The organism is Cryptosporangium arvum DSM 44712 (genome assembly GCF_000585375.1).
Lineage (GTDB): Bacteria > Actinomycetota > Actinomycetes > Mycobacteriales > Cryptosporangiaceae > Cryptosporangium > Cryptosporangium arvum.
The window spans coordinates 5,754,638-5,767,663 of the sequence record NZ_KK073874.1 but is presented as its reverse complement, the minus strand read 5'-3'; the positions used below and the strand labels follow the sequence as shown (position 1 = coordinate 5,767,663).

General features: G+C 72.3%; 15 protein-coding genes. 8 read left to right on the top strand and 7 right to left on the bottom strand.

The window, feature by feature from the left end:
- Positions 1–188: 188 nt before the first annotated feature.
- Both CRYAR_RS26370 and CRYAR_RS26365 read left to right on the top strand, forming a co-directional pair.
- Positions 189–1,058 carry an alpha/beta fold hydrolase gene (locus CRYAR_RS26370; RefSeq protein WP_035855919.1) on the top strand — a complete coding sequence of 290 codons (870 nt, stop codon included), beginning with the start codon at positions 189–191 and terminating at the stop codon, positions 1,056–1,058.
- A gap of 50 nt (positions 1,059–1,108) precedes the next feature.
- Entirely contained in the window at positions 1,109–1,861 is a 753-nt protein-coding gene (locus CRYAR_RS26365) for an SAM-dependent methyltransferase (protein WP_035855915.1), read from the top strand.
- An 88-nt stretch (positions 1,862–1,949) separates the two neighbouring features.
- Here CRYAR_RS26365 and CRYAR_RS26360 read toward each other — a convergent pair whose 3' ends face one another.
- Both CRYAR_RS26360 and CRYAR_RS43680 read right to left on the bottom strand, forming a co-directional pair.
- Positions 1,950–2,918: a hypothetical protein gene (locus tag CRYAR_RS26360; protein ID WP_051570978.1), complete on the bottom strand. Its 969-nt coding sequence runs from the start codon at positions 2,916–2,918 to the stop codon at positions 1,950–1,952.
- On the bottom strand, positions 2,915–3,154 hold the full coding sequence (locus CRYAR_RS43680) for a hypothetical protein (RefSeq protein ID WP_051570977.1): 240 nt from the start codon (positions 3,152–3,154) through the stop codon (positions 2,915–2,917). The genes CRYAR_RS26360 and CRYAR_RS43680 overlap by 4 nt, the downstream gene beginning before the upstream one ends.
- Before the next feature lie 90 nt (positions 3,155–3,244).
- On the opposite strand from CRYAR_RS43680, the gene CRYAR_RS26355 reads away from it, so the two are divergent.
- Positions 3,245–3,754, top strand: a complete 510-nt coding sequence (locus tag CRYAR_RS26355) for an Lrp/AsnC family transcriptional regulator (RefSeq protein WP_035855914.1) — start codon at positions 3,245–3,247, stop codon at positions 3,752–3,754.
- Positions 3,755–3,839: 85 nt separating this feature from the next.
- Positions 3,840–4,019: an antitoxin gene (locus CRYAR_RS26350; protein WP_035855911.1), complete on the top strand. Its 180-nt coding sequence runs from the start codon at positions 3,840–3,842 to the stop codon at positions 4,017–4,019.
- Between the two features lie 57 nt (positions 4,020–4,076).
- Here CRYAR_RS26350 and CRYAR_RS26345 read toward each other — a convergent pair whose 3' ends face one another.
- Complete coding sequence (locus CRYAR_RS26345; RefSeq protein ID WP_035855908.1) at positions 4,077–5,255, bottom strand: serine hydrolase domain-containing protein; 1,179 nt, start codon at positions 5,253–5,255, stop codon at positions 4,077–4,079.
- Between the two features lie 134 nt (positions 5,256–5,389).
- On the opposite strand from CRYAR_RS26345, the gene CRYAR_RS26340 reads away from it, so the two are divergent.
- Complete coding sequence (locus CRYAR_RS26340) at positions 5,390–6,496, top strand: sensor histidine kinase (protein WP_035855906.1); 1,107 nt, start codon at positions 5,390–5,392, stop codon at positions 6,494–6,496.
- Positions 6,493–7,188 (top strand): response regulator, encoded by a 696-nt coding sequence (locus CRYAR_RS26335; RefSeq protein WP_035855903.1) that lies wholly within the window; start codon positions 6,493–6,495, stop codon positions 7,186–7,188. Before CRYAR_RS26340 ends, CRYAR_RS26335 begins: the two co-directional genes overlap by 4 nt.
- Here CRYAR_RS26335 and CRYAR_RS26330 read toward each other — a convergent pair.
- Entirely contained in the window at positions 7,165–8,007 is an 843-nt protein-coding gene (locus CRYAR_RS26330) for an alpha/beta fold hydrolase (RefSeq protein ID WP_035855900.1), read from the bottom strand. The genes CRYAR_RS26335 and CRYAR_RS26330 overlap by 24 nt on opposite strands.
- A 39-nt stretch (positions 8,008–8,046) precedes the next feature.
- Entirely contained in the window at positions 8,047–8,730 is a 684-nt protein-coding gene (locus CRYAR_RS26325) for a TetR/AcrR family transcriptional regulator (RefSeq protein WP_035855898.1), read from the bottom strand.
- Between the two features lie 122 nt (positions 8,731–8,852).
- Between CRYAR_RS26325 and CRYAR_RS26320 the strand changes: the two genes are divergently transcribed.
- Positions 8,853–9,305, top strand: coding sequence for a nitroreductase/quinone reductase family protein (locus CRYAR_RS26320; RefSeq protein ID WP_035855894.1), 453 nt, complete (start codon positions 8,853–8,855; stop codon positions 9,303–9,305).
- On the opposite strand, the gene CRYAR_RS26315 is transcribed toward CRYAR_RS26320, so the two are convergent.
- Positions 9,302–10,120: a helix-turn-helix domain-containing protein gene (locus tag CRYAR_RS26315; protein WP_035855892.1), complete on the bottom strand. Its 819-nt coding sequence runs from the start codon at positions 10,118–10,120 to the stop codon at positions 9,302–9,304. The genes CRYAR_RS26320 and CRYAR_RS26315 overlap by 4 nt on opposite strands.
- Before the next feature lie 103 nt (positions 10,121–10,223).
- Between CRYAR_RS26315 and CRYAR_RS26310 the strand changes: the two genes are divergently transcribed.
- Positions 10,224–10,946, top strand: a complete 723-nt coding sequence (locus CRYAR_RS26310) for an SDR family oxidoreductase (protein ID WP_035855890.1) — start codon at positions 10,224–10,226, stop codon at positions 10,944–10,946.
- Between the two features lie 3 nt (positions 10,947–10,949).
- Here CRYAR_RS26310 and CRYAR_RS43675 read toward each other — a convergent pair whose 3' ends face one another.
- Complete coding sequence (locus CRYAR_RS43675; RefSeq protein WP_051570976.1) at positions 10,950–13,025, bottom strand: WD40 repeat domain-containing serine/threonine protein kinase; 2,076 nt, start codon at positions 13,023–13,025, stop codon at positions 10,950–10,952.
- Between the last annotated feature and the right edge of the window lies 1 nt (position 13,026).

Sequence of the window (13,026 nt, the reverse complement as noted above, 5' to 3'; positions counted from 1 at the left end):
CCCGCGGAACGTCTTCACGATCCGACACCACCCGCGGCCGGCCTAGTCATCGCGTATCGGCACCGATCCGCCGCGGTATCACCAGTGCGTGGACCAACACGTCGCCCGGCCGGGGGCCCGAGGCCCTGCTCGCGTCGCGCCCGTAATCTATCCACAGAGGAACACACGCCACGTGTTGGGAGCCGGGCTTGCCTGTCGTCCGATCGAACGCCGTCGACCTCTGCTACGAGACGTTCGGTGATCCCGCCGACCCGGCGGCGCTGCTCGTCATGGGCCTGGGCGAACAGATGATCGCGTGGCCCGACGGGTTCTGCGCGCTTCTCGCCGCCCGCGGCTTCCACGTGATCCGGTTCGACAACCGCGACGTCGGCCGTTCGACCTGGCTGGACGACCTCGGCGACGTGGACGTGCGCGGGTTGTTCGCCGGGGACCTGTCGTCCGTGCGCTACGGGCTGCGGGACCTGGCCGCCGACACCGCCGGTCTGCTCGAGGCGCTCGGCGTGGACCGGGCGCACCTGGTGGGCGTCTCGATGGGTGGCATGGTCGCCCAGCTGGTCGCGATCGAGCGTCCCGACCTGGTCGCCAGCCTGGCCTCGATTATGTCGACCACCGGCGATCGCTCGGTCGGGCAGGCCACCCTCGACGACGTCTCCGTGCTGATGCCCCGGCCGGACGCCGACCGGGCGGCCGCGATCGCGGCGGACGTGGCCCTCTACCGTCTGATCGGCTCACCCGGCTTCGAGACCAGCGAGGAGGTCCTGGTCAGCCGCGCGACCGCGAAGGTCGATCGCGCTTACCACCCGGCCGGCACGGCCCGGCAGTTCGCGGCGATCGTCACGGCGGCCGACCGCACCCCGGGCCTGCGCGCGCTGACGACGCCGACCGTGGTCGTCCACGGCGAGGACGACCGCCTGGTCGACGTGAGCGGCGGGCGGGCCACGGCCGCCGCCGTCCCCGGCTCCTCGCTGGTGCTCGTCCCGGGCCTGGGCCACGACCTGCCCGAAGGCGCCTGGGACCGGATCGTCGACGCGATCGCCGCCAACGCGGCGAGGGCCTGACGATCCGCGACTCGTAGGGTGGTCGCGTCCACAGTGGTGCAGGAGGACCGATGACCGATTCCGTACCGTCCACCGAGGTGAGCTCTGCCCGCCGGTACAACTACTGGCTCGGCGGCACCGACAACTACCCGGTCGACCGCGAGTCCGGCGACGCGATCGCCGCCCGCTTCCCGTCGGTGCCGCTGGCGGCCCGGGAGAACCGCAAGTTCCTCGGGCGGGCCGTGCGGCACCTGTCCGGCCTGGGTGTCCGGCAGTTCCTGGACATCGGCACCGGGATCCCGAGCGCGGGCACCGTGCACGAGATCGCTCCCGGCGCGAGGGTGGTCTACGCCGACCACGACCCGCTCGTGCTGGCCCACGCACGGAAGCTGCTGAGCGGCTCCACCGCGTACCTGCACGGTGACCTCCGGGAGCCGGAACCGATCCTCGCCGGCGCACGCGGGACGCTCGACTTCACCCAGCCGATCGGCCTGCTGCTGATCGCGATCCTGCACTTCGCCAAAGACCACGACCAACCGCACACACACGTGTCGACGCTCGTCGAGGCGCTGCCGCCGGGCAGCTACCTGGCGGTCACCAACGCGACGCTCGACTTCGCCGCCCCCGACGACGCGGCCGACGCCCGCCGGATGCTCGGGCACGAGATGGAGTGGCGCTCGGCCGCCGAGCTCGGGCGGTTCTTCGACGGCCTGGACCTGGTCGAACCCGGCATCGTGCCGGTCAGCGACTGGCACGCCGACGAGAGCGACCGGCCCGATCCGGCCGAGGTGTCGTCGTACGGGGCGGTGGGGCGCAAGCCCTAGTCGTTCTTGCGCTCCGCCCAGAGGGCCAGCGGCACGCCGACGATCGCGGCGGCCAAGGCGACGAAGACTCCGACCCACAGTGCGGCGCTCATGCGCTGGTGTGTGCCCCGGAGCGGGTTCCGGTCAAACCTGACAGCCGGACGCCGAGCGGGATCAGCCCGGCCGCGACGCAGGCCGCGGCCGTCGTCGCCAGCAGCGCGTAGCCGCCCGCACCGACCAGGACGCCCGACGCGGCCCCGCCGACGCCCGCGGCGAGCGCCATGCCGACCTCACCGGCCGCCTCGGCGCGGGGACGTCGCTCCGGGGTGGTGGCGCGGACCAGCGCCGTGCTGCCGGTGACCACGGCGGCGCTCCAGCCGAGCCCGAGCAGCCCGACGGCGACGGTGAGCCCGGCCACCGAGTGCGCGGAGAACGCCGCCAGCGTGGTCGCCGACAGGAGCGTGGCACCGGCCGCGGCCGCACCGCCGCCGATGCCGTACCGGTCGACGATCCACCCGCTCAGCGGGGCCGGCGCGAACATCGCCGCGATGTGGATGCTGACGACGCCGCCGATCAGCGCCAACCCGCCACCGATGTGGTGCAGCTGGACCGGCGCCATCGTCATCGTCGCGACCATGACGAGGTTCGCGACAGCAAGCAGGCCGATCGCCGCCTTCACGCCCGGGGACCGGGCAACCCCGGCCGCCGCCCCCGAATCGACGGACCGGGTCGCGGCGGACAACCGGGGCGGGTTCGCCGCGGGCGGAGAGGTCGCCACCGGGGACCAGGTCGCGGCGGCGGCCAGGAACGTGAGCGCGGCCAGTGCGAACGCGCTCGTCGACGCCGGCAGCCCGATCGCGCGATCGAGCGCGGCCGCGGGCGCCAGCAGGTTCGGGCCGGCGACCGCGCCCACCGCGACCGCCGCCAGCACTCCCGAGACCGCCCTGGCCTCGCGCCCGGCCGGGCCGAGCCCGACCGCCGCGTACCGGCTGAGCGCTACCGCCGCCGCGCCGAACCCGGACGCGAAGCTCCCCACGCCCACGAGCGCGACGCTGCCGAGGACAGCCGCCGCGATCAACGCGACACATCCCCCCGCGCCGGCGAGCGCCCGAACGCGAGGCCGACCCCCCGGCCGTGCCGGGCCGACGAGCGCGCGATCAACGGCGCGGCCCCGGCCGCCCCGAGCACCTGGGCGGTCTGCGGCAACCCGGCCGCGACGCCCCCGGCGAGCGCGTCGACCAGCAGCGTCGCCGCGACCCCCACCACGGTCTGGCCCAGGCCACCCAGCGCCCCCGCTATCCACAGTCGATTCATGCCGGGAACGTTAGGAACGTCGCCGGTCGGCGACCATTGCCGTCGCCCTGGTCCCTGGCGCTTCCGCTTTCCGTTCGCCAGGCTCGACCCGTGACTGCCTTCCGGACGGAATACACCCTGGACGACATCGACTGGCGCATCCTCGACGAACTTCAGCAGGACGGCCGGCTGTCGTTCAACGAGCTCGGTCGCCGGATCCACCTGTCGTCGCCCGCGGTGGCCGAGCGGGTGCGCCGGCTCCAGGACGCGGGGGTCGTCACCGGCTATCGCGCGGTCGTCGACCCCCAGCGCGCCGGCTACGGGATCACGGCGTTCATCCAGATGCGGTGCGCGCTGGGCAGTTGCCTGCTGCGCACGAGCCGGGCCGAGGAGTACCCGGAGATCGTCGAGGTGCACAAGCTCAGCGGCGCGCACTGCACGATTCTGAAACTCCGGGTGACGACGCTGGCGCACCTCGAGGGCGTCGTCGAACAGCTCGGACGGCACGGGGAGCTGACCACCCAGGTCGTCCTCTCGACCCAGCACCAGAACGCCGTGGTGGCCCGACCGGGCGGGGCCGACCGGCCGGTCACCCCGGCCGAGGGATGGTCGGTGAGCTGACCGCAGGCCGGCTGTCCGAAATGTTCACGTCGGTCACTTCGTCGGCGGCGGGTTTGGTGGTCGGCGACCAGGGCACCCGGCGTCCATGAGCTTCATGGACAAGGCGAAAGACTTCGCCGACAAGCACGACAAGCAGGTCGACCAGGGTCTCGAGAAGGCCGGGGACCAGGTCGACGAGCGCACCGGCAACAAGCACTCGTCCCACATCGACAAGGGAGTCGACGCCGCGCAGCAGCACACGGGGTCCGGCGACACCCAGCGGTAGAACCCAGCGCGGCGCTCCGGTGGCCGGGAGGGCCGCCGGAGCGCCGCGCTGTCGACGTTACGAGCAGATCGCGTGCTGGATGAGCGGCACCGAGACGTCCGTCGTCAGCTTCGGCGCGCCGGGCAGCGGCTTGAGTGAGTCGGTGTTCATCGAGACGATGACGCTGCGCGTGCCGTTCTCGCTGGCACCGTTGCGTGTCTTGTACCCGAGGATGTCGCCGCCGTGGCCCCAGATCAGGCCGCACGGGCTGGTGCTGGACATCAGGCCGAGCCCGTAGCGGGCACCCGGCCAGATGGCCTGGAACGGTTTGGCGGCGACGGTCTTCTTCATCTCGGCCAGCTGGGCCGGCTTCAGCAGCTTGCCGGAGAGCAGCGCCCGCAGGAACCGGTTGCCGTCCTTGGTCGTGCTGATGATCTCGCCGGCCGCGTCACCCCAGGTCGAGCTGAGCTCGGTCGCGTCGATCGGCTCGCCGTACCGCGGGTCCTCCGGGGTCGCGCCCGCACCGGGGAACCGCTCGTACCCGACCGCGTGCGGGTCGGGCACCGAGTGGTCGGTGCCGGGCGCCGTCGTGTCGGTCAGCCCCAGCCGCCGGACGATCCGCTCGTTCACCTGGTCACGCCAGTCGTCGCCGGTGACCTTCTCGATCAGCAGGCCGGCGAGCGCGTAGTTCGTGTTCGAGTACTGCCAGCTCGTGCCCGGCGCGAACAGCGGCTTCTGCTTCATCCCGAGCGCGACCAGCTCCTCGGCGGTGAAGTCCCGGACCCGGCCCTTCTCGAACGCCTCCCGGTCGCCCAGGAACGCGAACTCCGGGGCCGCGAGGTAGTCGGCCAGGCCGCTGGTGTGCTGCAGCAGCTGCCGCACGGTGATGTTCTTGCCGTTCTTCACCGTGCCCGGCAGGTACTTCTCGATCGGGGCGTCGAGCGCGACCTTGCCCTCGCCGACCAGCTGCAGCACGGTCGTCGCGACGAACGTCTTGGTGAAGCTGCCGATCCGGAACTTGGCGTTCCGGGGCACCGGCTCCTTCGTCGTGGTGTTGCCGAACCCGGCGCGCACGGTCGTGCTGCCGTGCGTCGTCGAGAGCTCGGCCAGCACACCCGGCGAGCCTTGCCGCACGATCGCGTTCGCGTCCTGCTGGAGCGTGGTGCGGACGTCGGACTTCGGGGTCGCGGTCGCCGCGGTCGCCGTCGCACCGAGTAACGCCGCTGACGCGGCCACCATCACAAAGATTCGTTTCATGCCGGTTGACGCTAGAGATGTGGTCGCGCTGAGTCATCGCCCCAGAACGGCATCTGTCCTACCCCGCTGGGGGTAGGACAGGACCCTCCGAGCGGGCGAGGCGGATCGTCGGTGGCTCTCTCTACGGTTGACCCGTGCGCGGAAACACCAGGGCGATCATTGTCGATGCGGTGCTGGCCGCCGTCCTCACGGCGGTGACGGTCAGCAGCACCGCCTATCAGCGGCCGGACGCCGGCGTGCTCACGATCGCGCTGGTGCTCCTCACCTCGGCGCCGATCGTGTTACGGCAGGTCGCACCGGTCGCCACGCTGGGCGTCGTGCTCGCCGCGCAGCTCGCGCTGGCGGTGCTCGTCGGCAACAGCTACCCCGAGGGTGGGTTCGCGGTGCTGATCGCCACGTTCACCGTGGCGACGCAGTGCTCCCGGCGCGTCGTGCTGCTGACGTTCGGCGCGACGTTCGCGGTCGTCGTCGGCACGGTCGTCGCGATGGCCGGGCACTCCATCCCCACCCCGGTCCTCTGGTCCGAGCTACTGAAAGGGCTGCTCGGCATCATCGTCGCCGGTGTGCTGGGGGAGAGCGTGAAGCGCCGGGCCGAGCACACCGAGCGCCTGGCCGCGCGCGCCGAACGGGCCGCCGCCGACGAGCGGGTCCGCATCGCCCGCGAGCTGCACGACGTCGTCGCGCACCACATGTCGGTGATCTCGCTGCAGGCCGGGGTGTCGCGGTACCTGCTCGACACCGACCGGCCCGCGGCCCGCACCGCGCTGGCATGCGTCGAGGAGGCCAGCCACGACGCGCTCAGCGAGCTGCGCCGGCTGCTCGAGGTGCTGCGGCCCGCCGATTCCCCGGGCGCCGACTACGAGCCGCAGCCGGGGCTGGCCTCGTTGGACGGGCTGGTCGAACGCACCCGGGCCGCCGGTGTGCCGGTCGAGGTCGCGGTGAGCGGCGAGGTGCGCCCGCTCCCGCCGGGCCCCGATCTGTGCGCGTACCGGGTCGTCCAGGAGTCGCTGACGAACGTCATCAAGCACGCCGGCTCGGCCGGCGTCCGCATCGCCGTCGACTACGGCGAGAACACACTGACGCTGCGGGTGCTCGACGACGGCGCCCAGCCGGCGGCGGGCGGGGTACCGGGCTACGGCATCAAGGGAATGCGCGAACGGACCGAGCTCTACGGTGGCGTGCTCACCGCGGGGCCCCGCGACGAGGGAGGCTTCGGCGTGACGGCACGCTTACCGCTATGACGATCCGCATCCTCATCGCCGACGATCAGGCGCTCATCCGCGGCGGCCTGGCGGCACTGTTCACCGCGGCGCCGGGCACCGAGGTGGTGGGGGAGGCCGCGGACGGAGCGCAGGCGGTCGAACTGGCCGTCGAGACCCGGCCCGACCTGGTGCTGATGGACATCCGGATGCCGGTGCTCGACGGTATCGGCGCCACCCGGCAGATCCTCTCCGGGACCGTGCAGCCGCGACCCCGGGTCGTCGTGCTCACCACGTTCGACGTGGACGAGTACGTCTACGCGGCGCTCGGTGAGGGCGCGGCCGGGTTCCTGCTCAAGGACACGCCACCCGAGCGCATCCTCGCGGCCGTGCACACGATCATGGCCGGTGACGTGCTGATCACGCCCCACATCACGCAGCGGCTGATCGAGAACTCGTCGCGCCACCACCGGGTGTCGGTGGTCGAGCAGCCGCAGCTGGAGTCGCTCACCGCGCGGGAACTCGAGGTGCTGCGGCTGGTCGGGCTCGGGCTCACGAACACCCAGATCGCCGGGCGGTTGGTGCTCAGCGAAGCCACCGTGAAGACGCACGTCAAACACGTGATGGGCAAGCTGGGCCTGAACAGCCGCGCCCAGGCCGTCGTCGTCGCGTACGAGACGGGACTGGTCGTACCGGGCGCGGCCGCGCGGTCAGGACTTCAGGAACTCCAGTAGCGCGGTGTTGACCTCGTCGGCGTGCGTCCACAGGAGCCCGTGGGGCGCGCCCTCGATCTCGACGTACCGGGCGTCCGGTACCAGCTTGGCGAACCGACGCGCGGTGGCGTCGATCGGCAGGATGCGGTCACCGGTGCCGTGCAGGATCAGCGTCGGCTTGCCGGCGTTCTTCACCGCCTCGACGTCGGAGCGGAAGTCCTCCAGCCACGACGGCACCACCGCGTAGGCGGCGACCGGCGCGCTCTGGGTCGCGGTGTTCCAGCTCGCCCGGACGACCTCCTCGGAGATCCGCTTCCCGAGCGTCTCGTCGAGGTTGTAGAAGTCGCTGTAGAACTGCGTGAACCAGGCGAAGCGGTCGTTCGTCGCCGCCGTCTTGATCCCTTCGAAGACATCCGCCGGGACGCCCTCGGCGTTGTCGTCGGTCTGCAGCAGGAACGGCTCCAGCGACGCGAGGAACGCGAGCTTCGCGACCCGGTCGGCGCCGTGGTTGGCGACGTAGCGGGCCAGCTCGCCGGTGCCCATCGAGAAGCCGACGAGGATGACGTCGCGCAGGTCCAGGTGGGTGAGCACCGTGTCGAGGTCGGCGGCGAACGTGTCGTAGTCGTACCCGTCGGCGGCGTGCGTGGAGCCACCGAAGCCGCGGCGGTCGTAAGTGAGGACGCGGTAGCCGGCGGCCAGCAGCGCCTTGGTCTGCTTCTCCCAGCTGTTGCCGTCGAGCGGGTAGCCGTGGATGAGCAGGACCGGCTGCCCGGAGCCCTGGTCGGTGTAGTGCAGCTGTATTTCCGTCGAGTTCTGTGTGCCAACCGTGATTCGACTCATGACGCCAGCTTTATCGAGCAAGTGCGGCGCCGCAAGGGTTCACCGCAGACCCAGTTCACGCCCGATGGTCGTCATCTGAAACACGAAGTACGTCTCGTAGTTACGCACGACGTTGTTCAGGTGACCGAAGAGCTCGAAGCTGATGCTGCCGATCAGCTGGGTCCAGGCCATCAGGATGCGCGCGAGTTGCGGATCCCGCAGGTCGGGGGCGACGAGTGCGCGCAGCGCGTCGAAGTCGTCGTGCACGGGTGCGGGCACGGGGACGTCGTTCCCGATCGGGCTCGCCGCGTCCTGGAGGATGCGGAGCAGCAGCCGGGGGATCCGGCTGGCCGGGTCGATCGTGACCGTCGGCGCGCGGTAGCCCGGGACGGGGCTGCCGAAGATCAGCGCGTACTCCTCGGGGTGGGCCAGGGCCCAGGCCCGGACGCCGGTCGCGGTGGCGAGCCAGCGCTGGGCGTGCTCGGCGCGCCCGACCGCGGCCTCGGCCCGTTCGGCGGCGGTGCCGACCGCGTCGTAGGCATCGACGATCAGCGCGGTCAGCAGTTCGTCGCGGCTGGGGAAGTAGCGGTACACCGCCGAGGAGGCCATCCCGAGCTCGCGGGCGACCGCACGCAGGGACAGTGCCGCCGCGCCCACCTCGGTGAGCTGACGCCCGGCGGCGGCCTTGATCTCCCGGGTGAGCTCTTCGCGGGCCCGGGCGCGGGCGGTTCGGGGTGCGGTCACGAGCCCACTATGGCCGACTTGCGCGAGCACTGCAACTTTTTGAGAGCAGTGCTCTTGTTTTCGTCTGCGAATGATGCTCTCCTTTGAGAGCAGTGCTCTCGTTTCTTTCGGAGGGATCAATCATGAGTGTCGTCGAGCAGGTCCGGTACCTCGAGCCCGGCTGGTTCACCACGAAGATCTTCAACCGCGTCGTGCACGGGCTCACCCGGGCCGGGCTGAGCGTGGCCGGATCGCGGATCCTGCGCGTCCGCGGCCGGACGAGCGGAGAGTGGCGCGAGAACCCGGTCAACGTGCTGGGCCTGGACGGCGTCCGGTACCTGATCGCCCCGCGCGGCGCGACCCAGTGGGTGCGCAACCTCCGCGTCGGTGGCGGGGGCGAGCTGCGGGTGGGCCGCCGGACCGAGGCGTTCACCGCGGACGAGCTGCCCGACGAGGTGAAGCTGCCGATCCTGCGCGAGTACCTGCGGAAGTGGGGCTGGGAGGTCGGCCAGTTCTTCGACGGGATCACCACGGCCTCCACCGATGCCGAACTCGCGGCGATCGCTCCGGGCTTCCCGGTGTTCCGCCTGCGCTAGCCGGTCGCGGCCAGGGAACCGAGGAGCGCCACCGCGTCGGCGCTGGGGGAGCCGGGGTCGGCCTGGTAGACCACGAGCTCCTGGCCGGCGGCGCCCCGGACGTCGAAGATCTGCGTGCGCAGGGTCAGCTCGCCGACCTCGGGATGGCGGAAGGTCTTCACCTCGGGCGCCTTGCCCCGCGCGTCGTGACGCGCCCAGAGGGCGCGGAACTCCGCGCTGCCGGCGAGCAGCTCGCGCAGCACGGCCGTGATCCGCGGATCGTCGGGTGACCGGCCGAACCGCATCCGGAACCCGGCGACGGTGTTCGCCGCGACCGCCGGCCAGTCGACATAGAACTCGCGGGCGTGCGGGTCGGTGAACACCAGCAGGATCAGGTTGCGGGTGACCGAGAACCCGCCGAACAGCGCCTCGGCGATCGGGTTCGCGGCGAGCACGTCGTACGCGCGCCCGTACACGAGCGCGGGATGGTCCGGCCAGGCGCCCAGCAGCCGCACGAGCCCTTCGTCGACCCGCTCGGTGCCGTGCGGGCCGCGGTCGCGCGGGGCGAGGCCGGCGAGCCGGAACAGATGGGCGCGGGCGTCGTCGTCCAGGCGGAGCGCGGCGCTCAACGCGTCCAGCAACGACGCCGACGGAGTGCGTTCGCGGCCCTGTTCCAGGCGGACGTAGTAGTCGACGCTCATGCCGGTGAGCTGCGCGACCTCCTCGCGACGCAACCCCGGCACGCGGCGCGGGCCGGCGTCGGGCAGGCCGAGCTCCGCCGGTCGCACAGCGGCGCGCCGGCTGCGGAGGAAGTCGCCGAGCGGCGTGGTGGTCATGACCGGAGCGTAGACACGCCGGCCCGGATCGTGCCTGGGTGCGCTGCTCCCAGGGAGCGATGTGTCTCTCCCCGGAACCCGGCCCCGGGCGGACGGTGGAGCCATGACTACGTCGAAGATCATCCTCGTCACCGGCGCCAGCAGCGGCATCGGAGCCGCGGTCGTGCGCCGCCTCGCCGCTGACGGCCACCACGTCGTCGCGGCCGCCCGCCGCACGGACCGCCTCGACGCCCTGGCCGCCTCGTCCACCGGCTCGGTCGAGGTCGCCGGGCTCGACGTCGCCGACCGTGCCGCCGTCACCGCGCTCGTCGAGCGGGTGCGTGCCCGCCACGGCCGTCTCGACGTGCTCGTGGCCAACGCCGGGGTCATGTTGCTCTCGCGTCTGGACGCCGGGCTCGTCGACGAATGGGACCGCATGCTCGACGTCAACGTCCGCGGCCTGCTCAACGGCATCGCGGCGGCGCTACCGGCCTTCCGCGACCAGGGCGCGGGGCACCTCGTCAGCATCGCGTCGGTCGGCGCGCACGAGGTCGTGCCGACCTCCGCGGTCTATTCGGCCACCAAGCACGCGGTCTGGGCGATCACCGAGGGACTGCGCCAGGAGGCCGATCCGGGCCTCCGGGTGTCGACGATCTCGCCCGGAGTGGTGGAGTCCGAACTGGCCGAACACATCACCGACCCGCACGCCCGGGACGCGATGCGTACCTACCGGGCGGCGTCGATCCCGCCGGAGGCGATCGCGGCCACCGTCGCGTTCGCGATCGATCAGCCCGGCGACGTCGACGTCAACGAGGTGATCGTGCGCCCCACCCGGCAGCGCCCGTAGGGCTCAGCTCAGCTTCCAGATCGTGATCTTGCCGCCCGGTGTGCTGACGGCCACCTGGGTTCCGTCCGGGCTGAAACCGGCGGCACCGTCGGCACCGGACAGCGTCACCGGGTCGCCGAGCTGCTCGCCGGTCGTGCTGCTCCACCAGCGCAGCGTGCCCCCGTTGCTCGTCACCAGCGCGGTGCCCCCGGCGGTGAAGCCGAAGAACGTCCGCTCGCCGTCCGGGCCGCCGTTGATCGCCGGGATCGTGGTGCCCCGCTGGGCGCCGGTGGTGGCGTCCCACAGGGACACGTCCCCGCTCTGATCGGTGGAGGCGAGCGCCGTGCCGTCCGGGCTGAACTTCACGTCGGTGACGAACCGGCCCGGGATCGCCGCGATCACCCTGCGGCTGCGGCGGTCCCAGAGCCGGATCTCGTCGCTGTTGCCGGACGCGATCCGTTCGCCGCGGGGGTCGACCGCGATCGCGAGGATCCCGTCGCCCTGGGTGCCCACCGAGGTCGCCCGGCTTTGCGACGGGCTGTCCCAGACCTGACCCAGCCAGTCGCCGAGCACGACGTCACGCCCCGCCGAGTAGGGCGCGAGCGAGGTCACGTCGTCCACGCCCCGCAGCGGGGTGGTGCTGCTCATCCGGCCGGTGGCGGCGTCGTACCGGCGCAGTGCGCCTTTCTGGCCGGTGATCACCGTGGTGCCGTCGGCGCTGAAGATCGCCGAACGGATCGTCAGCCGGTCGGCGGCCAGCCGGACGGGCTCGGTGCGGCCGCGCGTCCAGACGCTGGTGACGCCGTACTGGTCGGTCTCGATGAGCTTCGTCGTGTCGTCGCTGAACGTCAGCTCGTGTGTGGTGCGGGAACGGGATTCGAAGCTGGTGACGAGCGTCGTGCGGGTCGGCACGGCCACCGGCTTCGCCGGCGCCGGTGCCGCGGCGGCCGAGGACGCGGTCGAGGAGGCGGCCGCGTTCGCCGGCCCGCCCTCGGCGCCGCTCCGGACCACCGCGCCGGCCACCCCCGCGGCCACCAGCACGGCGGTGGCGACGCCGGCCGCGAGCACGACCACACGCCGGCCGGACGCCTTCTCCCCGGTGCGGCCGCCGCCGTCGGAACGGGCGACGGTCGGCGCGTCCTCCGCGGCCGGCTCGAACGAGGGGATCCGGCGGTCGGCGAGCGGCACGGTCGCCGCGTCGTCCACCGGTGCCGCCGACCGCATCACCGCCGCGTCGACCCGCATCGGGACCCCCGACCGGCTCGTCCACTCCGGCCCGAGATCCTGGTCGGCCGCCTGGAGCAGCGCACGCGCGAACTCCCGCGCGGTCGCCGGACGATCCGCCGGGTCCTTCGCCAGCGCACGGAGCACGACCCCGGCCAACGCGGGGGGTACGTCCTCCAGCGGTCGCGGCGGCACCGACAGGTGATGGTGCAGCAGCCCGGGCACGGTCAGCTCGCGCGGGAACAGCGACCGCCCGGCGAGCATCTCGTACAGCGTCGCGCTCAGCCCGTAGACGTCGGACGGCGGCCCCACCCGCTGCCCGCTGATCTGCTCCGGAGCGACGTACCGCGGGGTGCCGACCATCATGCCGCTCGCCGTCGCGTCCGACCCGGCGAACAGTTTCGCGATCCCGAAGTCGCCGACCTTGACCACGCCGTCGGTGGTGAACAGCAGGTTCGCCGGTTTGATGTCCCGGTGCACGACCCCGCGCCGGTGCGCGCTCTCCAGCGCGTCGGCGACCGCGACCGTCCACGCCGTCGCCTTCTCCGTCGGCACCGGTCCCCGCATCCGATCACCGAGCGTGCCCCCGGCCATGTACTCCATGACCAGCAGCAACAGTGGACCGGCCTCGGCGTACTCGTGCACCCGCACGATGTGCGGGTGGTCCAGCGCGGTCATCACCCGCGCCTCGGTGAGGAACCGCTGCGAGGCCTCGGCGACGTCCTGGTCGACGACGAGCATCGCCTTCACCGCCCGCATCGAGGAGAGCCGGCGGTGGCGGGCGGCGAACACCAGGCCGTGCGCGCCGCGTCCGAGCGGCTCACCGATCTCGTACTGCGGTAAGGCGGCCGCGATCTGGCGCCGGTCGATCATCATG

Coding starts and splice junctions, on each gene's coding strand:
- CRYAR_RS26365 (WP_035855915.1), top strand. CDS start 1,109: ATGACCGATTCCGTACCGTCCACCGAGGTGAGCTCTGCCCGCCGGTAC.
- CRYAR_RS43680 (WP_051570977.1), bottom strand. CDS start 3,154: ATGAATCGACTGTGGATAGCGGGGGCGCTGGGTGGCCTGGGCCAGACC.
- CRYAR_RS26350 (WP_035855911.1), top strand. CDS start 3,840: ATGAGCTTCATGGACAAGGCGAAAGACTTCGCCGACAAGCACGACAAG.
- CRYAR_RS26345 (WP_035855908.1), bottom strand. CDS start 5,255: ATGAAACGAATCTTTGTGATGGTGGCCGCGTCAGCGGCGTTACTCGGT.
- CRYAR_RS26335 (WP_035855903.1), top strand. CDS start 6,493: ATGACGATCCGCATCCTCATCGCCGACGATCAGGCGCTCATCCGCGGC.
- CRYAR_RS26330 (WP_035855900.1), bottom strand. CDS start 8,007: ATGAGTCGAATCACGGTTGGCACACAGAACTCGACGGAAATACAGCTG.
- CRYAR_RS26320 (WP_035855894.1), top strand. CDS start 8,853: ATGAGTGTCGTCGAGCAGGTCCGGTACCTCGAGCCCGGCTGGTTCACC.
- CRYAR_RS26315 (WP_035855892.1), bottom strand. CDS start 10,120: ATGACCACCACGCCGCTCGGCGACTTCCTCCGCAGCCGGCGCGCCGCT.
- CRYAR_RS26310 (WP_035855890.1), top strand. CDS start 10,224: ATGACTACGTCGAAGATCATCCTCGTCACCGGCGCCAGCAGCGGCATC.
- CRYAR_RS43675 (WP_051570976.1), bottom strand. CDS start 13,025: ATGATGATCGACCGGCGCCAGATCGCGGCCGCCTTACCGCAGTACGAG.